The 22,174-nt window shown below is 55.5% G+C and carries 19 protein-coding genes, 1 tRNA gene and 1 other RNA gene; 12 read left to right on the top strand and 9 right to left on the bottom strand.

Translation table 11 applies throughout. From position 1 onward, the window contains the following. The first annotated feature begins 38 nt into the window (after positions 1 to 38). Positions 39 to 115 (top strand) — tRNA-Met (locus CPA57_RS06980). Between the two features lie 413 nt (positions 116 to 528). On the opposite strand, the gene cas2 is transcribed toward CPA57_RS06980, so the two are convergent. From cas2 to CPA57_RS06955, 5 genes are all read right to left on the bottom strand, one after another. After that, positions 529 to 834, bottom strand: a complete 306-nt coding sequence (gene cas2, locus CPA57_RS06975) for a CRISPR-associated endonuclease Cas2 (protein WP_229709317.1) — start codon at positions 832 to 834, stop codon at positions 529 to 531. 20 nt (positions 835 to 854) lie between these two features. Next, positions 855 to 1,754: a type II CRISPR-associated endonuclease Cas1 gene (gene cas1, locus CPA57_RS06970; RefSeq protein WP_182082079.1), complete on the bottom strand. Its 900-nt coding sequence runs from the start codon at positions 1,752 to 1,754 to the stop codon at positions 855 to 857. Beyond that, positions 1,712 to 4,879 (bottom strand): type II CRISPR RNA-guided endonuclease Cas9, encoded by a 3,168-nt coding sequence (gene cas9 / locus CPA57_RS06965; RefSeq protein ID WP_182082078.1) that lies wholly within the window; start codon positions 4,877 to 4,879, stop codon positions 1,712 to 1,714. The genes cas1 and cas9 overlap by 43 nt, the downstream gene beginning before the upstream one ends. Positions 4,880 to 5,075: 196 nt before the next feature. Beyond that, positions 5,076 to 6,029, bottom strand: coding sequence for an N-acetylmuramoyl-L-alanine amidase-like domain-containing protein (locus tag CPA57_RS06960; protein ID WP_182082077.1), 954 nt, complete (start codon positions 6,027 to 6,029; stop codon positions 5,076 to 5,078). Further along, positions 6,022 to 7,041 (bottom strand): MBL fold metallo-hydrolase, encoded by a 1,020-nt coding sequence (locus CPA57_RS06955; protein WP_182082076.1) that lies wholly within the window; start codon positions 7,039 to 7,041, stop codon positions 6,022 to 6,024. The genes CPA57_RS06960 and CPA57_RS06955 overlap by 8 nt, the downstream gene beginning before the upstream one ends. A gap of 182 nt (positions 7,042 to 7,223) precedes the next feature. On the opposite strand from CPA57_RS06955, the gene CPA57_RS06950 reads away from it, so the two are divergent. Further along, entirely contained in the window at positions 7,224 to 7,721 is a 498-nt protein-coding gene (locus CPA57_RS06950; protein ID WP_182082075.1) for a DUF3465 domain-containing protein, read from the top strand. Positions 7,722 to 7,739: 18 nt separating this feature from the next. Here the strand turns inward: CPA57_RS06950 and clpA are convergent, their stop codons facing one another. Both clpA and clpS read right to left on the bottom strand, forming a co-directional pair. Beyond that, entirely contained in the window at positions 7,740 to 10,070 is a 2,331-nt protein-coding gene (gene clpA, locus CPA57_RS06945; protein WP_182082074.1) for an ATP-dependent Clp protease ATP-binding subunit ClpA, read from the bottom strand. Between the two features lie 85 nt (positions 10,071 to 10,155). Continuing rightward, entirely contained in the window at positions 10,156 to 10,536 is a 381-nt protein-coding gene (gene clpS / locus CPA57_RS06940; protein WP_229709316.1) for an ATP-dependent Clp protease adapter ClpS, read from the bottom strand. 325 nt (positions 10,537 to 10,861) lie between these two features. On the opposite strand from clpS, the gene CPA57_RS06935 reads away from it, so the two are divergent. The 8 genes from CPA57_RS06935 (at position 10,862) to CPA57_RS06900 (ending at position 18,795) form a co-directional block, all read left to right on the top strand. After that, the gene (locus CPA57_RS06935) at positions 10,862 to 11,857 is read left to right on the top strand and encodes a D-alanyl-D-alanine carboxypeptidase family protein (RefSeq protein WP_182082073.1); all 996 of its coding nucleotides are present in this window, start codon (positions 10,862 to 10,864) and stop codon (positions 11,855 to 11,857) included. 207 nt (positions 11,858 to 12,064) lie between these two features. Then, entirely contained in the window at positions 12,065 to 12,865 is an 801-nt protein-coding gene (gene map / locus CPA57_RS06930) for a type I methionyl aminopeptidase (RefSeq protein WP_182082072.1), read from the top strand. A 73-nt stretch (positions 12,866 to 12,938) separates the two neighbouring features. Continuing rightward, on the top strand, positions 12,939 to 14,717 hold the full coding sequence (ggt, locus tag CPA57_RS06925; RefSeq protein WP_229709328.1) for a gamma-glutamyltransferase: 1,779 nt from the start codon (positions 12,939 to 12,941) through the stop codon (positions 14,715 to 14,717). 71 nt (positions 14,718 to 14,788) lie between these two features. Beyond that, positions 14,789 to 14,885: signal recognition particle sRNA small type (gene ffs / locus CPA57_RS06920), an RNA gene on the top strand. Between the two features lie 108 nt (positions 14,886 to 14,993). Then, the gene (locus CPA57_RS06915; RefSeq protein WP_182082070.1) at positions 14,994 to 17,039 is read left to right on the top strand and encodes a DNA polymerase III subunit gamma/tau; all 2,046 of its coding nucleotides are present in this window, start codon (positions 14,994 to 14,996) and stop codon (positions 17,037 to 17,039) included. 54 nt (positions 17,040 to 17,093) lie between these two features. Continuing rightward, positions 17,094 to 17,417: a YbaB/EbfC family nucleoid-associated protein gene (locus CPA57_RS06910; protein ID WP_077395948.1), complete on the top strand. Its 324-nt coding sequence runs from the start codon at positions 17,094 to 17,096 to the stop codon at positions 17,415 to 17,417. Between the two features lie 56 nt (positions 17,418 to 17,473). Then, positions 17,474 to 18,040 (top strand): recombination mediator RecR, encoded by a 567-nt coding sequence (recR, locus tag CPA57_RS06905; RefSeq protein WP_195805437.1) that lies wholly within the window; start codon positions 17,474 to 17,476, stop codon positions 18,038 to 18,040. 2 nt (positions 18,041 to 18,042) lie between these two features. After that, positions 18,043 to 18,795, top strand: a complete 753-nt coding sequence (locus CPA57_RS06900; RefSeq protein ID WP_182082068.1) for an SDR family oxidoreductase — start codon at positions 18,043 to 18,045, stop codon at positions 18,793 to 18,795. Here the strand turns inward: CPA57_RS06900 and CPA57_RS06895 are convergent. Together CPA57_RS06895 and CPA57_RS06890 are read right to left on the bottom strand one after the other, a co-directional pair. After that, positions 18,731 to 19,336, bottom strand: coding sequence for a hypothetical protein (locus tag CPA57_RS06895; RefSeq protein ID WP_182082067.1), 606 nt, complete (start codon positions 19,334 to 19,336; stop codon positions 18,731 to 18,733). The genes CPA57_RS06900 and CPA57_RS06895 overlap by 65 nt on opposite strands. 91 nt (positions 19,337 to 19,427) lie before the next feature. Beyond that, the gene (locus CPA57_RS06890; protein ID WP_077396310.1) at positions 19,428 to 19,745 is read right to left on the bottom strand and encodes a TIGR02300 family protein; all 318 of its coding nucleotides are present in this window, start codon (positions 19,743 to 19,745) and stop codon (positions 19,428 to 19,430) included. Positions 19,746 to 19,968: 223 nt separating this feature from the next. Here CPA57_RS06890 and aroA point away from each other — a divergent pair, with 223 nt between their 5' ends. Beyond that, positions 19,969 to 21,297 (top strand): 3-phosphoshikimate 1-carboxyvinyltransferase, encoded by a 1,329-nt coding sequence (gene aroA, locus CPA57_RS06885; protein ID WP_182082066.1) that lies wholly within the window; start codon positions 19,969 to 19,971, stop codon positions 21,295 to 21,297. Next, positions 21,294 to 21,947 (top strand): (d)CMP kinase, encoded by a 654-nt coding sequence (locus CPA57_RS06880; protein ID WP_182082065.1) that lies wholly within the window; start codon positions 21,294 to 21,296, stop codon positions 21,945 to 21,947. Before aroA ends, CPA57_RS06880 begins: the two co-directional genes overlap by 4 nt. Positions 21,948 to 22,174: the final 227 nt, after the last annotated feature.

Below are 22,174 nucleotides of genomic sequence, written 5' to 3'. Positions count from 1 at the left end.
CCCTCGCTCACCCTCTCTCTATATATACCACCCACTACCGCGGGGTGGAGCAGCCCGGTAGCTCGTCAGGCTCATAACCTGAAGGTCGTAGGTTCAAATCCTACCCCCGCATCCAAATATACACCCCAAAAAAAACACATCAATCCAAATCGCTTGGATTAATATCGCCTGGATGGCTAGGGATTTGCCTATGGTAGGCTTTGCCAATATGAGGGTGTGCTGTTCCCGAGGCCGTGGTTTCCCTACCGATTTGCCTATGGTAGGCTTGATTTGTTTGTGCAGGGCGTATGCCAGACGGTGGAAGCCGTGGTTTCCCTACCGATTTGCCTATGGTAGGCTTCAGATTTTCCGGCCCATCGAGCCGAACCAGCCGTGGTTTCCCTACCGATTTGCCTATGGTAGGCTTTAATAAGAAAAAAGCTCTTCTTTTAGGGAGCCGTGGTTTCCCTACCGATTTGCCTATGGTAGGCTAGCTCTTGCGAAACAGATTGATGTTGCATGATTTTTCATTGTTTTTACAATCGAAAATCATAGCAACACCATCTGTTTCGTGCCTATTCCTTCGGTTTTTTTGGCAAGGCCGAGCATAATCTCCATCCTTCCATACTGTTTGTCCGTTACTTGCAAAGCTCGGACGCTTCCTTCTTTAGGGAGGGCGGTCCGAACCCGGCGTAAATGTTTATCGAGACTGTCTTGTCCCCGTCCGACACGAACATAGACGGAATATTGTAGCATGATGAATCCATCATCACGTAGGAAATTACGAAACTGCGCTGCCTGCCGTCTTTGAATTTTGGTGCGGACGGGGAGGTCGAAAAAGATTATTAGCCACAAGAATCGGGTCTCCTCTGCTTTCATGAGCTACCCCCAGCGATGCAGACAGGCAGGCGCAGTAAGGCAGCACTGTTATGTTCAAGGGCTTTAACCAGGTTAGAGGCAACAATTTCAGTCGCTGCAAGAATGGTCATGGTTTCTTGGCCTATCAGAACAGATTGTGACAGGATGCCAACCATGAACTGGCGGTCCTCAAGACTGGCTGAAGCAGTGGCTGGTTCCGGATGGTATTGGGCTACCATCTGGTCCACGAAGGGGCGGAAAGGTTCTATGAGATCATCAACAAGATTGAAAGCGTTGGTGCGAGATGCATGATGCACTCCTAGTGAAGGGATAAGTCCTGCAGCAACGCAGGCACGTGCCAAGGCTGCACGAAGGATGGCATAGCCATAATTTAAAAGGCCATTGCGCTTATCAGCTTCGTTGGCGCGAGTGAAGTTGAGAAAAAGCCGGGACCAGTAAAAGCGGGCGGCTTGTGCCTCGATGTTAGCCTTATCGCCTGAGGTCACGAGGTCTATCATGTTTTGCAACCTTTTGGCCTCACCATGCCTTTGCATGTTCAGAACGGCCGCTTGATTGTTGATCTTCGCAGTGACGAGCAGCTGCCAAAGTCGTTTACGGAGTGGCAAAGAAGCGGATATCTGAAACTGTATGATGTCTGCTTGTGCATAGTGCTGGTGGAAGGGGAGGAGAAGTCCGGCTGGGTGGTGTCTGGCATCCGGTACGATCAAGATGATGCCCTGCACGGCAAGCGTGGAAAGCAGGGCACCAGAAAGAGTGATCTGTGGCGTGTCGAGTACGCAGCAGGCTATGTCCTCTAATGGCAGGGTGATGGTGTCATCATCCTGCACAATAAGCATTTGTCCGTCTTTTAGCTTCAATCGTGTTGGTCGGGAGATGTGCACGCAACGCCATGCCATGTTCGTGTCTCCTGTTTAACGGGTGACAATTCGCCGAAGCGATTAACGGAAAATTTTTGGATATGCTCCTGAGTTTTTATACCGATGCCTTGTTGTAACGGTGCAGCACCGGTTGAATCGGCCAGAGTAATAGAAGCTGTGGACCGGTTACAGCCGCAGAAATAGCCTTCTTTGACAGTACCCTTGTTAAAAAGACGCACATAACTGCGGGGATAGAGACTAAACTGGAACAGAGCTTCCGCCCCCATGATAGGCCAGTCTGCTTCGGACTTACCCGCGACGACAGCTTTATTAGGGGGAGCTGGCCATTGGGAACGATTCATGATCTGGTGGGGATATATGGGGATCATGTACCATTCTGGCTTCCCCTTTTTCCCGATGACTTTGAAGATATCAACCCGTGTCATGTCACCTCTGTTCGCCATGCCCCCCCGGACAGGAACAGCTGGTTTAGTTTTGGTAGCAAGGCGTACTTTGCGTATTTCATGGCCTGCTGCGCTCTGGTGGCACGGGGTTCTTGGTGGCTTGTCTGCTGGCTTCCCAGCTTCAATCCACTGGCGGAGGGAGGCGATAAGACCGGCATTGCGGTCTGGGTCTTTGATTTTGGCAAGATCAGCTAAGGTTAGGGCGCTGACGGCTTTGCGTTCATAGATGACCGGGCCTGTTTCTTCTTCCCGGACCTGTTGGATCGTGGCTTCGTGGCCTTGCCCACGGGCCCGCTGGCGTTCGGGACGGGCGACGAAAATGGTCTCGTATTTTTCTTTTAACTGATCCCGGAATCCGTCCCATGGTGGGGCAACATCCCGCATGGGGCGGGATAGGCCTTTCTGCTCACATTCCTGAAAAGACTTCGTGAGTTTCTGGATTTCCGCTTCGCTGACAGCAGCCACAATGGCGGCATCCAGTGCATGATGACGGTTATCATGGAGGCGTTCCCCATCGATCTTTTTGAGGGATTCAACACCCCAAGCATGACGGAGAGCAGCTGTTAGAGCCCCAGGACGGGTGAATACCCGCCTTGTTCCCCCTTTTTCGCCGCGCTGTCCGGCGGGATATAGCAGGCGTGCCGCCTCGACCATTAGGCGGGCCGCATAGCGTGTATCATTGAGATTGCGGCTACGGAAACGTTTCTCTATCTCTTTGCTGCCTTTAAGAAGGAAATTGCGCTTTTTCAGGCCCTTGGTGTTTTTACGGCTTTCCACATCGGCGACAAATTTGTCCCATTGTTCCTTCTGGGCCGTGGTTCCCTGGCCATGAATCCACTCATAGGGTGTCTGGTTTTTTTTTGCTTGATTTTCTTTTGCGAGGCAAAGCCCTTTATTGCTGTAACTGTCATCCCCAAAACGAGACCAAGGCAGGATATGATCAATTTGAATCCGATTATCCTGTGCCATGAGCATGTCCGGTGTAATGGACTTGCCCGAATAACAGCAGTGGCCTCCCTGTTCTTTCCAGAGGCGGTACTGTAGGAGGATATCTGAAGAAACCTCCTTCAAGTTCAGTAGTTCACAGGCTTCTTCACGCTCTCTGGCACGCTGTTTGGCCGTGGTTTTGAGGTTACGCTCAATTTCCTTACGTTTTTCAAGGCTGTTACCTACATCACGAGCAAGTTCAATACAGATGGCCCCCGGTAGACCCCAGCGGTTTCGCATGGCCCAGAGCTGTTTCATCCCTTCACTCAAGGCTTTTCTGGCGATGGGGTTGGCAATACTGTCCCGGACCTCAGCCATGAGAGCGTTAAATTTGGCTTTTGTATCGATTGTTGCACGGCCGCTGAATCGGGATGCAGCGTGATCATATCCCGCCTTCTGGCAGGCTTTGTCGTACGTTAGACCCTGCTGAAGGTAGGGGATAAGAGCCCGTACTGCTTTGTCGGAGAGGGAGGAGGCCCCTTTGAATTTTGCAAATGGACTTTTGTCACTTTTCAGAGCATGGCAGATGAGTTCGTAGGCTTCGACAGGAAGGCCGATTTCGCCCAGTTTCTTTATGATAGTTTCCGTTAGTTCATGGAAACTGATGATCCATGCAGCGTTATCAAGCCATTCAGGATGTGGCAGTAACTGCCGCCATAACGATTCTCCCAGTACGGAACGGAACGTTGCCGTGCCTGCAAACGTCTCTCCCGTCCGGCTTGTGATGTCTTGTTTTTCTTGCTCTGGTGGTATGGTGGTGAAGTGTTGATCATCCCGTAGACCGATGAGCTTACGGATGGCGGCGGCTGTCAGTTTGCGTGTTTTACCTGCGTGCTCGTAGGCAAGGCGTAGCTCTTCTTCTGTCAGAGGGCGTTCTTCTGGGCCATCGGTAACACGGAGATTGATAAGGCGGCAGAGAAGACGAAACCGCTCGAAGGACGGTGAGAACCGGGATGAACGTTTTTCTTTCGGCTCGAAAGGGCAGGAGGCTACCAGTACGCCGCTGTCCTGCATGGGGTTCTGCCAAAAGGCGATGCGGGTAAAAGCTTCCTCAATTTCGGTACTGGCAACGGGGTTGCCTAGCTTACGTTGCCTATTGAAGAGGATTTTTGCCTCATCGATGAGGTCATCCCGGCTTATTGTACGGTCAAAGAGACCATCCCGGTTGCGCCGCCGCTGTACATAGGCGGAATCACGGGCGAACATTTCGCCGACTGTGCGATATTGGGCTGATAGCTCTTTGGTTTTTGCAAGCGCGGCCAACATTTTACTGTCGTCAGGCGAGGCATTGCTTTTGACACGCTTCGCAGAGGATTTGAAGCCTCGATGTTTGGCAATATGAGCCAAAGCCACGGCAAATTCTTCGGGAGTCAGTTGGCGATCAAGGCCCTGCCCCCTCATTTCCCATGGGTCAATGGCAGGTTGGTGGAGAGCATCTGGTCGGTCATTATCGATCAGGCCATGCCGAGCAAAGAGACGGCGTATCTCAGTCATCCGGTTGCGGCGACGGCGGACGACACGGCGGAGAAGGCGGCTGGAGCGTCTGATCTGATTGGTGGGTGTGCGTTCTGTCTTTGTTTCGGGGGCATCAAAGCACCAGCTTCCAAGGGCTTCTATGTGTCCTGTTGTGTCTGAGTGCTTGAGTACGGCCCAGCCACATGAGCTGATTCCAACATCAAGACCGAATAGGAGGGATTCGGAGATAGGTATCATAAAATGTTTTCCTTCATATCTATTGACATTATTTAAGTATTATTTTTAGTATTGAGTCTAGGCAAATCGGTTGGGAAACCACGGTAACATGGTTTTCCATGCGAAGGATTACCTCCCTCTCGTTTACGAGGGGGAGAGATTCCCTTATTAATTGTATTTATCAATATATTATGACTGTATTGTTTCCTGCTGGTATCTAGCGGGGGCGATATATGATGGCCCCTCGGCGTTCTTGTAAGTAGTGGTCAAGGGGGGTGTCCACGACATAGCGATGTTCGGGAAGGGAAGAGGCGTTGCGGAAGAGCAGGGTTCTACCGTGCCAAATTGCTAGCCCGATATGGAAGACATCTAACCCTGCCAATGGGCTATAAATACCGATAACATCGCCCGTTTTTACAATCTTGCGAACACCACCGGTTTGTAAATCATCAAGCAATGGTCGTGTTGGCAGGTAGGTGATGAGGCGTTTCTTCAGTGGAATACCCGGCACATAACGGTCTTGGGTCTTTTCATGCCCGTTATCTGGATTGTTGGAAGAAGAGAGTTTCAGGTTCAGTGTTTTCTCAACCCGCTGTGCATACGAAAATTTCGGGCTCAGATCACGACAAAGAACGGGTGAGCCATGTAACCAGTCACTCAGAAAATGTCGTCGTTCTGTAAAGCTGACATGATGATGGCTGTATCGTGTGGCAATTAGTGCGTGTATGAATTGCTCCACATTAAAGCTTTGGCTAGCGGCTAGAATGATTTCCACGAAGGTCATGCAATTTACACCCCGCCATGAAAGAATAAGCTCTTCGGCTGTACTCGCTGAGCCAATAAGTGGCTGCGCCAGATAGGGCGTGCCCTTCATGAATTGTGAGATCAGCATGATGCGCTCTTGCCGTGATTTATGAGGAGCTATGCTGACAAGTTGGGTAATCTGCTGACGTGTTGTGTCTGAGAGCGTACTGAGAGCGGGCGCATCGGATGGCGGGGCAGCAGGTGCGTGCTCATGACCATGAGGCAGATGCCGTTGTTTAGTCCGTGCAGGATGATGTCCATCTCCTCTTGCGAGAGATGGACCGGAAAAAGCGAGACCTCCCAAACCGAGGCCGGTGAGGAAGGTCCGCCGTTTCATCATGTTGTTGTCGTTGTACCCGTCAGACAAGATAGCGTGCGCTCTGCTCTGCCATCATGAAATGGATACCAATATCATTGCCGTCTTGCAGTTCCCGATAAAGATGCTGCACTGGGTTGCTGCCTTCATGGAATGTTTCTTTTACATGGCTAACAAGAACACGCAGCCCCCGGATATGGTGACGCCCGCCGCAAATATGTCCCAGGTCCCGCAGAGTTTGTAGCAGGTCTTTAGGGCGAAGCTGGCCACAGAGGGCGTTTTCTGGCTGTGCATCCGGATAGGTTACGCCCATGATGATGGTGTGCAGCTTTTTCTCTCGCAGCAGAGGCGCAATAGCCTTCCAAAGTTTTTGGAGGTTCTGTGGGCCATCTGGTTGATCTGCTTGCGTATCACCCAGATAGAGAATGGCCCGTCCATGGTGTTGAATGAGGAAGGCCGTGGAAGTCGTGCTGGCATGGCTGAGAGGCCAAGCCGTGATTTCCAGCCCGCTGCCTTCAATGTTCTGGCTTTTCCCGGCTTCCATATCTTTATAGCTGTATTTTCCGATGCGGGGTTCTGGTCCTTTATCCCCCATGGCACCCCAGATACGGCCATTGAAAAGATGTTCAGCTAGAAGGGCGTTCGTTTCTGGCAAAGCATAGATGGGTTTGGGCGTATCTTCGGGAGAGGAAAGAACCAGCCCAGCCACGTGGTCGAGATGGGCATGGCTGATGAGATAAGCCCGGACAGTTTGCTTGAGCACATGGCCAGCCCGGCTAAGTGTGGAATCCGGCATGATGGGAATATCATCTAGAACGCCTCGGGCCTCGGCGCGTTTCAGCCCATGTCCTAGGGTTCCTGCGTCACAGATGACAGCCTCATTCGTGCCTAGAGGACGGACCAGATAGGAGGAAAGATTGCCATCGGCTACACCGCTTCGTACGCCAAGGGCCACGATCTCGAAAACCGGCTGGCTGTCTGCGAAGGTAACGGGTGTTTCTCTGGTTTTGCCCCGTGTTGTCTTCAGCCGGTCACGGAGTGTTTTCAGGTGATGTAGGGGCATGGTCTTTTCCTCCCTGCCATAAGGTGGTGATGGAGTGCCCGGCCATGAATATGGTTGAGCCGTTAGGGGGACATCCGGTAATGGATGGAAATCATGTCTGGTTGTGTATCCCAGTAATGATGAAACCCCTCAAGGATACTCCTGCCTCGCCCGTGGGGGAAGGGGGAGGAAAGAGAGATGATATGCGGTTTTTTCATCCGACCATGCTGAGAGCAGGCCTTCTTGCGGCCCTGCTCGGTACTGTAGCATTGAGCCATTCAGCAGCGGCAGAGGCAACAATGCCAGCCCAGTGTGATAATGCGCAGTTTGTGAAGGATCAGGCAGGGTACGCCCAGCAGTTTGCCCATAAACAGGTGCCTTACGGCCAGCATCTGGACTTGCCGGAACATGTTTGCGGGAATGTGGTGAAAGTCTATCGGGCCCGCCGTAGCCGGAGCGGTATGCATGGCTATTTTCTGATGTCCGTTGCCGGAGGCCAGCCCATTCGTGTGGTATCCAACCTTGATGAGATGAAAGCACCATCATGGCCGTGGGTGAAGGTTGGGGATCAGGTCGAAGTACAGGGGCGGTATTATTATGATGGCCCCAGTCGGCAGGGGCTAGATTGGACCCATCACGGCACAAGCCGCCGTTGGCCGTGGGCTGGGTACGTTAGCGTGAATGGCCAGCGTTACGAATAAGATGGCTGTGCCCCGGCATTAAGCCGGGGCCAGTGTTCCAGCCTTTTTACGCCCCTTTTTGGGAGAGGGGACTTCCGTAGGGGCAGAGATGGCGAAGGTCAGCTGCCCATCACGTGCGCCGATTTTGACCGTCCCGCCCTCCATCAGCTTGCCGAAGAGGATTTCCTCAGCCAGCGGTTTCTTGATGTGATTTTCAATCAGGCGTCCTAGTGGGCGGGCACCGCTGGATTTGTCATAGCCTCGCTCAGCCAACCACGCCTTAGCGGAGGTTGTGAGATGCAGGGAGACATTCTTTGCTGCCAGCATGGTGGTGAGTTGGGTCAGGAACTTTTCCACAACATGAGTAACGACCGCTGGCGTTAGCGGGGCAAAGGGAATGATGGCATCCAGCCGATTGCGGAATTCTGGTGAGAAGAGCCGTTTGATCGCTTCTTCATCATCGCCGGACCGTGCTGAACGGGCGAAGCCGATGGCCTCCTTGGAGAGGTCACTGGCCCCGGCATTACTGGTCATGATGAGAATGACATTGCGGAAATCCACCGTTTTGCCGGTATTGTCCGTCAGCTTGCCATGATCCATGACCTGAAGCAGGATGTTGAAAAGGTCTGGATGGGCTTTCTCAATCTCATCCAGTAGTAGGACGGCATGGGGTGTCTGGTCTATGGCGCTGGTCAGCAGGCCACCTTGTTCAAACCCTACGTAACCCGGTGGTGTACCGATTAGCCGGGAGATGGAATGAGCTTCCATATATTCCGACATGTCAAAACGGATTAGCTTGATGCCCAGTGACTGGGCCAACTGCCGGGCTGCTTCTGTCTTGCCAACCCCTGTAGGGCCGGAGAAGAGATAGCTACCGATAGTTTTTTCCACATCCCGCAGCCCAGCCCGGGACAGCATGACAGCCGAAGAGAGTGCATCCAGTGCTGCATCCTGACCGAAAACAGCTTTGCGAAGGTCTGTCGGCAGGTGGCGTATGGAGGTTCGGTCATCCGTGGAGAGATGCCGGGGAGGGATATGGGCAATGCGGGATATTGTGGCCTCGATATCCCGAGTGCCGACTGTGCGTCTCTTGCGGTTGTTGGGCAGAAGGCGGCAGGCTGCTCCGGCTTCATCAATGACATCAATGGCCTTATCAGGCAGCTTGCGATCGTGAATGTAACGGACGGAAAGCTCCACAGCACTGCGGATAGCCGGATCGGTGAAGCGGATATTGTGGTGTTCCTCGTAACGCTCCTTCAGGCCTCGCAGAATACGGATCGCATCGGCTGGTGATGGTTCAGTGACATCAATCTTCTGGAAACGCCGGGTCAGGGCGTGATCCTTCTCAAAATGCCGCCGGTATTCCTGATACGTGGTGGAACCAATGCAATGCAGCTTCCCAGCAGCGAGAGCGGGCTTGAGAAGATTGGAGGCATCCATGGACCCATTGGTCGTGGCTCCTGCGCCGATGAGCATGTGTATCTCATCAATGAAGAGCAGGCTGCCGGGATTTTGCTCTAGCTCGCTCATGATGGCTTTGAGCCGTTCCTCAAAGTCGCCACGATAGCGTGTTCCAGCCAGCAGGGCCCCAAGGTCCAGACTGTAGAGCTGGGCATTGGCGAGCACGGCGGGGACTCTGCCTTTCACAATTCTTTGGGCCAGCCCTTCTGCAATGGCCGTCTTACCTACACCGGGATCACCGACCAACAGGGGGTTATTCTTGGTCCGGCGGCATAGGATTTGGACAACACGTTCCACCTCCTTCTCTCGGCCGATGAGCGGGTCGATTTTGTCATGACGGGCCCGCTCGTTGAGGTCCGTGCAGTAGGTCTGTAGGGCGTCTTTTGTATCAGCCTCGGCGGTCTCGTTGGTGTCATTGCCCTCCTTGCGGGTGGTTCTGGCTTTGCGTCCGGTAGAATCCGCCTGGTGTGGGCTGGTGGCTACGTCATCATGCTGCATGGCATGAATGGCGTTTAGCCGTGTGAGGCCTCGTTGATGGAGGAAGAAAACAGCGTGACTTTCCTTCTCGGCGAACATGGAGATCAGAACATGCGCCCCGGTCATGACGGCTTGCCCGGCACTTTGGATGTGAACAGCCGCCCGCTGGATCACCCTCTGGAAGGCTGCCGTTGGCTGGGGGGCATCATCAAGCTCGGGGCGGATGATGGCCTGTTGCTCATGAGAAAGGAAATGGTCGACATCTTGCCGGAGCAGCTCAAGGTCGGTCCGGCAGGCTGCAAAGACCGCCATAGCATCCCGGTCATCGCACAGGGCGAAGAGGAGATGTTCTAGCGTAATGAATTCATGATGATTCTGACCTGCCAGAATGAGCGCACGCTGAAGCGTCTGTTCAAGTGTGGAAGACAACATAGGCGCTCCTTGTGCCATGAAGGAATGTCAGAATGATGAAATGGCAGCACAGAAATCTGTCAATCCATATTAAGTGGCGATGGCTTCAGGCTTTCTCAAGGGTGCATTGGAGGGGGTGTTGGTTCTTCTGGGCGAGGTCCATCACCTGGCCAACCTTGGTTTCGGCAATTTCGTAGGTAAAGACCCCACAAACGCCGCTGCCCCGGTTATGGACCTCCAGCATAATGGCTTGTGCTTCGGCCGGGGATTTATCAAAAAACTGTTCCAGCACGAAGACTACGAAATCCATGGGGGTGTAATCATCGTTGAGGAGGACGACCCTGTACATGGAAGGATAGGCGAACTCTGTCTTTTGGGAGGTCAGAGTATCTTCCCGTGCAGCATGGGGAGGGAGGGCGATATGGGTATCGCCCATACTGGAGGCCATGGGGCGCCCATGTGCCATGGTATATGGCCTACGCTGCATAGGGAAACTCTCCTGATTTATTTGCAGATACAGCCCTTAGTCTAGCAGGAAAATGTAGGAATCATATGGCGACGATACTGAGCGGCTGTCTCAGTTTAAGTATGGTTTCAGATGGATATGGCGTTTTTCTGCTGGTTGTATCTTGTTTTGTCAGCCTGATTCGTAACAGCTTTGTGATGGAAATCTTTCCTCACTCTTAAATAGGTGGGTACGATATCAGGTGCAGAAGATGGAAAATTCTGGACAGGGCTGGGGACAGAATATTAAGGTCATGCGCTTTCTGATTTTTTGTGGATTCCTGCCAACCTAAGGATATTTCCATCTGATGCGCCCGTTTTTCAGTCGTGCCCTGTTTTCGTGTGTGGTCGCTTTGGCTGCTTTCTCTGGTACGGCACGGGCGCAATTTGCTGGTCATGTCTCGTCTTTGGTCATTGATGCCCGGACAGGTGCTGTACTGTCCGAATCGGACGCCGACCTTCAGCGTTACCCTGCATCCCTTACGAAGATGATGACGTTGTATATGACGTTCCAAGCGTTGGAACGTGGCAACCTCACTCTTCGGGACAGTATGCCGGTTTCCATTCACGCCTCCACACAGGCACCGTCTAAACTGGGCCTGCGCCCGGGGACGCATTTGGCAGTGGAACAAGCCATTCTGGCCCTTGTAACCAAGTCCGCCAACGATGCTGCTTGCGTGCTAGGTGAGTATTTGGGTGGTGGGGATGAGGCCCGCTTTGCCGCACTGATGACCGAGCAGGCACGGCGGCTTGGCATGGCGCATACGACATTCCGCAATGCCTCGGGTCTGCCAGACCCCGATCAGGTCACCACAGCCCGGGATCTTTCCGTATTGGCGCGGGCACTGATGCGGGATTTCCCACAATATTATCATTATTTCGGTGTGCGGGAGTTCCCGTTCCGCCGCCATATGATCCCCAATCATGATCCGCTCCTCGGAGTGTATCAGGGGGCTGACGGTTTCAAGACCGGTTATACCGATCTGGCTGGCCATAATCTCGTTAGTTCGGCACAGCAGGGGCAGGTGCGGCTGATCGGTGTCGTGCTGGGTGCTTCGAGTAATGAGAGCCGGAACCAGACGATGATCTCCCTGCTGGATGGAGGCTTTTCTGCCTCCGGGCAGGACCCGTTACCGTTGATCAAGAGGTCGGGCCGTTATTACGCTATGGCCCGCCGTGGTGGGGGTGGGCTGCATCGGTCCCATCTGCGCCGGGGGGTTATGCTGGTCTCTTATCGCTCACGTGGTGCGCCGCGTGGGTTGCATCATTCTTGGGCATCCCGCCGGGGGCATCATCGTTCCTAATGGCATGACCCAAGGCCCTTCCGTGCATGATGCGGGAAGGGCCTTTTTTGTTTGGCCGTTATTCCCGGTATAGGATGGGCCTGATATCCCGTCTGTGTCTGCGGGGTCTTGCGCTGGAACAGGGCAGGGCGCATTCTGCAGGTAGTTCTGGCATTATGGCCGAGCCGATAGCACTATTATAGACAAGAACAGGGATTACGGTACTTCATGTCTTCTCGAGACGGGCGCAGCATCCAGCATTATACAGCGGACGATTTTAAACATCTCAAGGCAGCCGGGCAGCTTGCTGCTGCCACTCTGGATATGATCACCGAGCATGTCCGCCCCGGCATTACAACGGGCGAGCTGGATAGGATCGTCCATGACTACACATTGGAGCACGGTGCGACACCGGCACCTCTCAACTATCATGGGTTCCCGAAATCCTGCTGCATTTCCCTCAACCATGTTGTCTGCCACGGTATTCCCGGTGACCGCCGCCTGCAGGAAGGTGACATCCTTAACATTGATGTCACGTCCATTCTGAATGGTTGGTACGGCGATACATCTCGTATGTATGTGGTGGGCAAAGCCCCCCGCAAAGCCGAGAAGTTGATCGACCTGACCTACCAGGCCCTTATGTTAGGGATCGAGCAGGTCCGCCCCGGTGCTACGCTGGGCGATATTGGTCATGCCATTCAGAGTTTTGCCGAGAAGAATCGCCTTGGTGTGGTGCGGGACTTCTGCGGGCATGGTATCGGCCGCAACTTCCATGAGGCACCGAGTGTTCTACACTATGGCCGCCCCGGGCAGGGTACTGTGCTGAAGGCAGGCATGGTTTTCACCATCGAGCCAATGCTTAATCTTGGTCGCCCGGATGTGAAGGTGCTGGCCGATGATTGGACCGCCGTAACACGGGATCGCTCCCTGTCTGCCCAGTTCGAGCATCAATTGGGTGTGACGGAAGATGGGTACGAAATCTTCACCCTGTCCCCCCGTGGTTATACGAAGCCTCCTTACTCTCTCTGAAACCAGTCTGCGGAAAGGAAAGGCGCCCATGATGGCACTGCGTCAACTGACTGTTCGGCTAGTGCTGGGAGGGATGCTGCTTGGTAGCGTTTCCCTCTCTCATGCCGAACCATTAAGTGCAGCGCATGACCCTCTGGCCTTCGGGCCGGATACTACCCGCCCCGGCACGCTGGTGAAGGGGGAGAGGGGCATGGTCGTCTCCGCCCAGCATCTGGCTTCCGAGGCTGGTGCCCGTATCCTGCGGGAAGGGGGTAATGCGGCCGATGCTGCTGTAGCCGTGGGCTATGCCTTGGCCGTGGTTTATCCAGCAGCGGGGAATCTTGGTGGTGGTGGGTTCATGACCCTACGGCCACCACACGGGCCAGCCGTGTTCATAGACTTCCGGGAACATGCTCCTCTGCGGTCCTTGCCCACGATGTATCTGGATGAAACCGGCCATGTAAAACCGGGCCTTTCCACAGTGGGCTGGAAAGCCGTGGCCGTACCGGGGACGGTCGCCGGGCTGGAAGCTGTCCGTAAACGCTGGGGGCGGTTAAGCCGAGCGAAGGATATGGCCCCGGCCATCGCCTTGGCACGGGATGGTTTTGTGCTGGAAGAGGGTGATGTAGAGCTGCTGCATACATCGACCAGTTATTTTCAGCAGGATGAGTATGCCCGTGGCATCTTTCTGCGGCCTGATGGTAGTGAACTCACGATAGGGGATCGGCTGGTTCAGCCTGGTTTGGCCCAGTCGCTGGAGCTGATCGCCAAGAATGGTGAGGATGCTTTTTATCGTGGTCCTATCACCGCAGAAATCCTCCGTGCCGCGCGTCTAGGGGGGGGCTTCCTAACAGAAGCGGATTTCCACACCTATAGGCCCCGGTTCATGAAGCCGATCACTTGCCAATATCGTGGCTATCAGGTTGAAACGGCCCCGCCGCCAAGTGGTGGTGGTGTGGCTGTGTGTGAGGTCCTCAATATCCTCTCCGGCTATGATATGGGTCGCCTTGGCTTGCATAGTGCGCCTGCTGTCCGGTTGGAGCTGGAGGCGATGCGCCACGCTTATTCTGATAGGCGGGACCTAGGAGACCCGGCCTTTGTGGTCAATCCGGTCTCTTGTTTGCTCAATCCAGCCTATGCGGCGCAAATACGGGCCGCATTGCCCAGCAATAGGGCTGTGTCCTCTGATGAGCTGCAGGTTGGTCGCCCTGCTCCCGGCATGGTGCAACCAGCTGCTGAACCGGCCATGGAGAAGCATGAAACGACCCATTTCTCCACGATTGATTCTCGTGGCATGGCCGTTTCTACAACTTATACGCTGAATGGCTGGTTTGGTGCAGGTGTCATGGGGGGGCGAACCGGCATCTGGATGAATGATGAGATGGATGATTTTTCCGTCAAGCCGGGGGAGCCAAATATGTTCGGCATTGTTGGTTCCGTGGCGAATGCCATTGCGCCGGGTAAGACGCCACTTTCTTCCATGGCACCAACCATCATTAGCCGGGATGGGCGTGTCGTGATGGTCACGGGCAGCCCTGGAGGCTCCCGCATCCCCACCATTGTGCTGTCCAGCTTGCTCGGCGTTGTGGATTATGGGCTTGATCTGGCACAGGCCGTTGACCTGCCTCGCCTGCATGAGCAGTGGAAGCCCGATGATGTGGAGATGGAAACAGGGGCCCTGAGTCCAGACGTGCAGAAGACGTTGGAACAAGAGGGCTACCACTTTGTTGCCCATCGTCCTTGGGGGATTACGGAAGCCATTCTGGTGGGCGGCCCTCGGCTGGATGGCAAGGCGGCCCCTTCGAAAACGATAGGGCCGTTCTATGGTGTGGCAGACCCGCGCCATCCTGGTGGGGGAGCGGTTGCCCCCTGAGGGGGGATATGGGGTATTGGTGAAAGTAATCCTTGCCTGCCCCCCCTGTTCCTGTGCTAGAAGCCCGCTTGGGAGATCGGCCCTGGGCGGTTGACTTGCAAACCCGGTCAGGCCCGGAAGGGAGCAGCCGTAGTAAGATCGTATCGGGTCGGGTGTCCGGTCTCTCTCCTCTGATTGCCATGCAGGCCTCTGGACGCAGGGAGCAGCAAAGCAGGCCACCGGGCCTCCGGGGCGTCCTTTCCAGACAATGAAAGCTGTGGGAGGCACGTTGCAGCCGTGAGTGAAGAAGATATTCCCCTCCCTCCTGAAGGCGGAGCCGGTTTTTTCTCTGACGAACCCCCGGCAGAGGTAGAGCCTTCAAAGAGTGGAACACCTTACTGCGTTCTTGCTCGTAAATATCGTCCTCGAACATTTGATGATCTGATCGGGCAAGAAGGGCTGGTCCGTATCCTTCGCCGTGCCTTTGCTGTGGGGCGTGTGGCTCATGCCTTTATGCTGACAGGTGTACGGGGTGTAGGAAAGACCACCACAGCTCGCATTATTGCCCGAGCTCTGAATTGTACCGGGGTTGATGGCAAAGGGGGCCCAACAGCCGATCCATGCGGCGTCTGCCCTAACTGTACGGCGATTCTGGCAGACCGCCATCCCGACGTGCTGGAGATGGATGCCGCCTCCCGTACTGGTGTGGATGACGTCCGGGAGATCATCGAGGCATCCCGTTTCCGGCCTATGCAGGCCCGCATGAAAGTCTTCGTGATTGACGAAGTGCATATGCTGTCCCGCAATGCCTTCAATGCGTTGCTGAAAACTCTGGAAGAGCCACCTGCACAGGTCACTTTTATCTTTGCCACGACTGAACTGCGGAAGGTCCCTGTCACGGTGCTGTCCCGCTGCCAGCGTTTCGACCTCCGGCGTGTGCCGCAGACTATGCTGGCCGAGCATTTTGCCCGTATTGCCCGTAAAGAAGGGGCCGAGCTGGAAGAGGGGGCACTGGCTCTTATCGCTCGGGCGGCGGATGGGTCCGTGCGTGATGGATTGTCTCTGCTGGATCAAGCTATTGCACAAGGTGCTTCCGATACGGCCAGCGTAGCAGACATGCTAGGGCTGGCGGATCGTGGCATGGTGTTCGACTTGTTGGAGGCGGCCCTCCATGGGCAGGTTGCTGATGTGTTGAAGATAGCCGGGCAGGCTTATGCTCGTGGTGCGGACCTAGGCGAGCTGCTGATGGACCTGATGGACGTGCTTCATCTCCTCTCCCGCATTAAGGCTTTGCCTGAGTTGCGGGACGGGGGGGAGCTGCCAGAAATGGAGCGTGTCCGTGGCGGGGCGATTGTAGACCATGTTGGTGTTACGGTTCTGGGGCGGGCATGGCAGCTGCTTCTGAAAGGGGTGGCCGAGGTGGAAATGGCCCCAGACAGGCGTCAAGCTGCTGAGATGGTGCTGATCCGTCTTTGTCATGCCAGTATGTTGCCGACGCCAGATAAGTTGATTCGCCAACTTCAAGAGGCTCCATCTGGTGGGGATATCTCTACTACCGGGGGCGGCCCAGCTCTTGGAGGTCCGTCTTCACAGGCACCTATAGTGGGAGGCTCAGAAAAGACGGCTTCTGTATCGTCCCGAACCGTATCGGCCCCTTCCGGCGGTACTGGCCCGGGGGCTGGGCCATCAGCTTCGGTGTCCCCACAGGGGAGTGGGCCGGTCAGGCAAGGTAGCACGGTTCTGAAATCCCAGCCGGAGCCGGTTCAGGAAACCCCTCCGCCTAGCCCTCTTCGTCTGGCTACAGAGAATGGGACGCCTGTTGCGCAGAAGTCTGACGAGCAGAATGATACGATCCCGCCTATCCCTCGTAGCTGGCGGGAGCTGGTTGCTCTCGTGCGGCAGCAGAAAGCGGCCCGCCTGCATGGGACCTTGCGGCATTTGGGGCACCTCGTGGAGTTTGCCCCACCGAGGCTTGTACTGCGGATTGCCGAGGCGGATGAGGAGCAGAAGCGGCAGACCTTCCGGTCTCTTACAGACCTGCTGGATGGGCTGTATCCCGGTTGCTGGCAGGTTATTGCCTCCGATGAGCAGGGGGAACCCACGTTGGATGAGCAAGGGGCGGAGGTTGTTGCCTTATATAAGGATAAGGCCAAGCAGCATCCTCTCGTTCAAGCCATCATGCGGCATTTCCCAAAGGCGCAGATTGGTGAGGTGAGGGATCATACACTGGATGATTACGGCCTCCCGCCGGAAACCGTCGTCCCGCTGGGCGAGGATGTTCCCGCTTATTTGGAATTTGCCCCGTTGGATGCTGATTATCCTGATGAGGATGATTTTTACTGACCCCCAGAGGCTGACTACGGCCCTAGTTTAGCCCTGTAACTAAGGAGTGACACAATGAAGAATCTTGCCGGTATGATGAAGCAGGCCACACAGATGCAGGCCCGCATGAAAGAGGCTCAGGCTGCGCTGGAATCCATGAAGGTTGATGGCGAAGCTGGCAACGGGCTTGTACGGCTGACACTGACAGGCAAGGGCGTGCTGACCGGTATCACCATTGATCCTAAGTTGGCCGATCCAGAGGATATGGAAACTTTGCAGGATTTGATTCTGGCTGCCTTTGCGGATGCCCGCAAAAAGACAGAAGCGATTAGTAAGGAAGAGATGAAGAAAGTCACTGGTGGCCTACAGTTGCCGCCGGGCATGGATATGCCTTTCTGAAGAGGACAAGGAGATAGGGGTCCGACGTGCGCATAAGCCCTGAAATTGAAGCCCTGATGTCTCGTCTGGCCCGCCTGCCCGGTCTTGGTCCTCGCTCGGCCCGCCGGGCGGCTCTGGCTCTGTTGCAGGCCCCAGAAACACGCCTTCAGCCTCTGATAAACGCCATGCAGGAGGCAGCAAGGGCGATCCATACCTGCCCGCAGTGCGGCAATTTGGATAGCTGCACACCTTGTTCCCTTTGTGCAGACCCCCAGCGTGATTCCTCTGTCATTTGTGTGGTGGAGAGCGTGGGTGATCTTTGGGCGTTGGAGCGGGCCGGGATGCACCGGGGGCGGTATCAAGTGTTAGGCGGTGTCTTGTCCGCTCTTTCTGGTTGTGGGCCGGATGATCTCAATCTGACGGGTCTTATGGAGCGTATTCAGGCCGGTGGAGTAGAGGAAGTCATTCTTGCTCTTGGTGCCACGGTAGAGGGTGCGACCACAGCCCATTGGCTACAGGAAAAGCTGGCCCCATATGGGGTAGCAGTAAGCCGTCTGGGGCATGGTGTCCCGATGGGGGGTGCGCTGGATGTGCTAGATGAAGGCACATTGGCGGCGGCCCTCTCGTCCAGAAAGGTTCTGTAAGCATGGTTGGTCTGTCGCCTCATATGCCCCGTGTTGCGTTGGTGACAGGCGGGGCACGTCGTCTTGGCCGTGCTATGGTGGAGATGTTGGCCCGTGAAGGGTTTGCCGTTGCTATCCATTGCCGCCGTAGCCGTGATGAAGCCGAGGCTTTGTTGAAGCATATTGGGGGCCGTGGCTGTGTCGTGCAGGCTGATCTGGCCGAGGAAACGGCTCTGCTGCCCATGCTGGCCGAGGTTGAGGCGCAGCTGGGGCCGGTCGGTGTTCTCATTAATAACGCATCTGTTTTTGAACGGGACGAGCTGGGCGGCGTGACCCGCCAAAGCTGGGATGCGCATATGGAGCCAAACCTCCGGGCCCCGTTCGTTCTCTCTCAGGCCGTGGCCAAATCTCTGCCAGAAGGTGCTGAGGGGCTGATCATCAATATGTTGGACCAGCGTGTCTGGAATCTGACGCCCCATTTCGTCAGCTATACCGTCTCCCGTTCCGCTTTATGGAGCCTGACCCGTAGCATGGCGTTGGGGATGGCACCGCGCATTAGGGTTAATGCCATTGGGCCGGGGCCGGTCTTGCCTGCAGAGGGGCAGTCTTTGGAGCATTTCGAGAGTATGTGCCGCAGTACGCCTCTTCAACGGGGAGCTTCCCCGGATGAGATTGCTGCCATTGCCCGCATGTTTCTGATGCTGCCTTCTATTACGGGCCAGATGCTGGCTCCTGACGGTGGTCAGCATTTGAACTGGTCGCCTGCGGCTTCCTAACATCCAGAGCGGCAGCCGTATAACGCTCAATCAGATAGGCAAAACCTTGTTTATCTGTCCTGCGGCGGAGGATGGCCCGATTTTCTAGGCCAATGCCGGGGGGTAGATCGGTGAAATGGCTACCTAGCCGCTGGCGGATGAAATTTGTCTCTCCAATGGCCTTTCCGAACGGTACGTGCGTGCTGGCCAATAGGTGGCGGGCTTGTGGTGTCAGACGATCGGGCAGGTATAGGTTCCATGCTTCCGATCGTATTTGTGGGCCGCAAAGGAGCTGAACGTGCCGGGATTCCAGTCGTGCCGTGGGAGGCACCTGTAAGGCCTGTTGGGCATCTCGTTGCAGGGCAGGTGATGCATGTTTGTCGAGCAGGCTGGCCGTGATGGGGAGGGAGCAATGCTGCTGTAGGGCGGCGGTAGCACTGTCCCGCTGCCCTAGCTCATGAGCAAGGGCTGCCGGTGTGGAGGGGCGGGGTGTGATGTCGTGAGGGCTAGCCTGCCCGCTGTGGGCTTGCGCTGTTGTGCTGGCTAGTAAAAGGCCCGTCATACAGAAAAGCCGCATCCAGGGAAGGATGCGGCTCCTGCGAGGGGAGGAGCCCTGCCGAAAGCGGGTCACTCCATACAAAGGGGGACGGCCCTTATGAATCGTCCCGGTCATCTTTGTCGGTCGAGACTTCGATGTCCTGACTGATATCGTCATCATCATCCAGATCATTGTCATCGGAGATGACATCATCGTCATCACCGGTATCAATGTCCATATCATCCTCATGCTCTTCCTGAGCGAGATTCTTGTCTTTCTCGTCAGCGAGCTCGTCTTCTTTCTTCAGACGGGAAAGATTGGTTGGCTGGGTTGTCCCACATTTCGGGCAGACAGCCGGTACGCGGTTGAGATCATAGAAGCGTGCATTACAGTCAACGCATGTCCGTTTCAGACCGAGTTCTGGTTTTGCCATAATGTTGGAGCCCATATTGCCACAGAATAGAAGTGTCTGGGCCATGCCACTGAAATGCCCCGCTGTCAAATATTTCTCTGTGTGGTGGTAGCGGGGGGAAGCCCCTCTGCATGGCGCGTTCCTATCGGCAGAATTGCGACATGAAGGGGACAGACTTTTCCAGATGAATGGAGTAGTCTGGCCTAATTGTATGATCTTACCCTTGATGATGTGAAGCAGGATTATGACAGCACAGCGTCCTTTGACCGTCTCCTCCGCCCCAGCTGGGCTGGCCGGGCGGATCCGTGTTCCCGGAGATAAATCCATAAGCCATCGTGCGTTGATGTTTGCTGCCCTTGCAGAGGGGCGGACTCATATTTCCGGCCTGCTAGAAGGTGAGGATGTTCTGCGTACGGCAGAGGCCATGCGTGCCCTTGGGGCGAAGGTCGTGCAGAAGGATGGCCGCTGGATTGTGGATGGCTGCGGTGTAAATGGGCTGCAAGAGCCTGCTGATGTGCTGGATATGGGTAATTCCGGCACGGCAGCCCGTTTGCTGAGCGGTGTTCTGGCGACTCATCCTTTTATGAGCATCATGACGGGGGATGCCTCTCTGCGTGGTCGTCCGATGGGGCGGGTCAGTGTACCGCTGAGCAAGACAGGGGCACGATTCGTTACACGTGCAGGACATAAACTGCCTATGGCCGTAGAGGGCACGGGTAAGGGTAAGCCGTTGCATTATTGTCTTCCGGTGGCGTCAGCACAGGTTAAGTCGGCTATTCTGCTGGCTGGCCTGAATTGTGAAGGCGAAACGGTGGTAGAAGAACCTGCCCCAACCCGTGATCATACTGAAAATATGCTGCGCCATTTCGGTACAGAGGTGAAGGTTGAAGAGCTGCCCGAGGCTGGGCGTCGCATCACGCTGAAAGGCCCGGCCCGTCTTGTGGCGCAGGATGTGCTGGTACCAGGGGATCCATCATCAGCGGCTTTCCCAGTTGTGGCGGCTCTGCTCGTGCCGGGTTCGGAGATTGTTGTAGAGGCTGTGGGGCAGAATCCATTGCGGACGGGTCTTTTCAAGACATTGAAGGAAATGGGGGCCTCCCTTGAGCTTCGTGATGAGCGGACCGAGGGCGGCGAGGTTATCGGAGACCTGCATGTCCGTGCGGGACGGCTTAAGGCTGTGGACGTGCCCGCTGTGCGTGTGCCTTCCATGATCGATGAATATCCGGTTTTGGCCGTTGCCTGTGCTTTTGCGGAAGGAACATCCCGCCTGCGTGGTCTTGCCGAGTTGCGGGTGAAGGAGAGTGACCGTCTGGCCTCTACTGTAGCGTTGCTGGAGGCCAATGGCGCCAAAGTGCATGTCGAAGGGGATGACCTGATTATTGAAGGGCAGACGAGCCTGCCCGGTGGTGGGAAGGTCCAAACCCATATGGATCACCGTCTAGCCATGAGTGCTACCGTGCTGGGGCTTGCGGCTGAACGGCCTGTTCATATTGACGATACAGCGTTTATCGAGACCAGCTTCCCCGGATTCGTATCGCTGATGAATACGCTCGGAGCGGGGCTGAAGCCATGAGCAAGCGGAGCGCAAAATATCCAGTCATCGCTATTGATGGCCCCGCTGCCGCAGGGAAGGGCACGTTAGCCCGCCAGTTGGCAGAGGTGCTGGAGCTTCCCTATCTGGATACGGGGCTTCTTTATCGGGCCGTTGCCCGTCGGGTGTTGGATCAGGGGGGGGACCCAGCTCATGATGGGCCAGAACAAGCCCGCCAGCTTGTGCCGGAAGATATGCGCCGGAATGATTTGCGGGAGCCGGAGGTAGATCAGGCGGCGTCCATTGTGGCCCGTCATCCCGAGGTCCGGGCGGCCCTGCTGGAGCGGCAGCGTCATTTCGGGCGTGCCCGTGGGGCGGTAGTAGATGGTCGTGACATTGGCACAGTCGTGTTCCCGGATGCGCCGGCTAAGTTCTTCATCACGGCCTCACCGGAGGTTCGGGCGCAGCGGCGGTATGAGCAGCGTCATGGGCAGCCATGCACAGATCCGGCCAGATTGGCCGAGGAGATTGCCGCCATCAATACACGGGATGAACAGGACGCTGCCCGTGCGGCTGCGCCGCTGCGGCCTGCCGAGGATGCCGTGATGGTCGTTACGGACGATCTTGATGCGGCTGGTGTGCTGGACCATGTCTGCCAGATTCTACAGGAAAAGGGCATCATCCGGCGTTGATTTTCATATCTTCGCTGTTGACAGTTCCCCCTTTATGCGTGTTGGTGAGGGAAGCGTGATGTCGTACAGCCCACGGCATTACGAATTCCCTGCCATAGGGTAGGGGATATACGATTTATGATGACTTCCGCTTCGGGCTGTGGGGCTGGGAGGAGACGGCACTTTTTGTTGATCCACCCTAGAGGTTGTGGGCTTGAAAAGTGGCGCATGGCTGGGTGTCGGGTCTA

It is taken from the genome of Bombella favorum, from assembly GCF_014048475.1.
GTDB classification, from domain to species: Bacteria; Pseudomonadota; Alphaproteobacteria; order Acetobacterales; family Acetobacteraceae; genus Bombella; species Bombella favorum.
The sequence above is the reverse complement of the archived record's forward strand: the minus strand, read 5'-3'. Positions and strand labels throughout refer to the sequence as shown.

Coding starts and splice junctions, on each gene's coding strand:
- recR (WP_195805437.1), top strand. CDS start 17,474: ATGTCTCGTCTGGCCCGCCTGCCCGGTCTTGGTCCTCGCTCGGCCCGC.
- cas1 (WP_182082079.1), bottom strand. CDS start 1,754: ATGGCATGGCGTTGCGTGCACATCTCCCGACCAACACGATTGAAGCTA.
- CPA57_RS06910 (WP_077395948.1), top strand. CDS start 17,094: ATGAAGAATCTTGCCGGTATGATGAAGCAGGCCACACAGATGCAGGCC.
- aroA (WP_182082066.1), top strand. CDS start 19,969: ATGACAGCACAGCGTCCTTTGACCGTCTCCTCCGCCCCAGCTGGGCTG.
- map (WP_182082072.1), top strand. CDS start 12,065: ATGTCTTCTCGAGACGGGCGCAGCATCCAGCATTATACAGCGGACGAT.
- clpS (WP_229709316.1), bottom strand. CDS start 10,536: ATGCAGCGTAGGCCATATACCATGGCACATGGGCGCCCCATGGCCTCC.
- ggt (WP_229709328.1), top strand. CDS start 12,939: ATGCTGCTTGGTAGCGTTTCCCTCTCTCATGCCGAACCATTAAGTGCA.
- CPA57_RS06880 (WP_182082065.1), top strand. CDS start 21,294: ATGAGCAAGCGGAGCGCAAAATATCCAGTCATCGCTATTGATGGCCCC.
- cas9 (WP_182082078.1), bottom strand. CDS start 4,879: ATGATACCTATCTCCGAATCCCTCCTATTCGGTCTTGATGTTGGAATC.
- CPA57_RS06900 (WP_182082068.1), top strand. CDS start 18,043: ATGGTTGGTCTGTCGCCTCATATGCCCCGTGTTGCGTTGGTGACAGGC.
- CPA57_RS06955 (WP_182082076.1), bottom strand. CDS start 7,041: ATGCCCCTACATCACCTGAAAACACTCCGTGACCGGCTGAAGACAACA.
- CPA57_RS06950 (WP_182082075.1), top strand. CDS start 7,224: ATGCGGTTTTTTCATCCGACCATGCTGAGAGCAGGCCTTCTTGCGGCC.
- CPA57_RS06890 (WP_077396310.1), bottom strand. CDS start 19,745: ATGGCAAAACCAGAACTCGGTCTGAAACGGACATGCGTTGACTGTAAT.
- clpA (WP_182082074.1), bottom strand. CDS start 10,070: ATGTTGTCTTCCACACTTGAACAGACGCTTCAGCGTGCGCTCATTCTG.
- CPA57_RS06935 (WP_182082073.1), top strand. CDS start 10,862: ATGCGCCCGTTTTTCAGTCGTGCCCTGTTTTCGTGTGTGGTCGCTTTG.
- CPA57_RS06895 (WP_182082067.1), bottom strand. CDS start 19,336: ATGACGGGCCTTTTACTAGCCAGCACAACAGCGCAAGCCCACAGCGGG.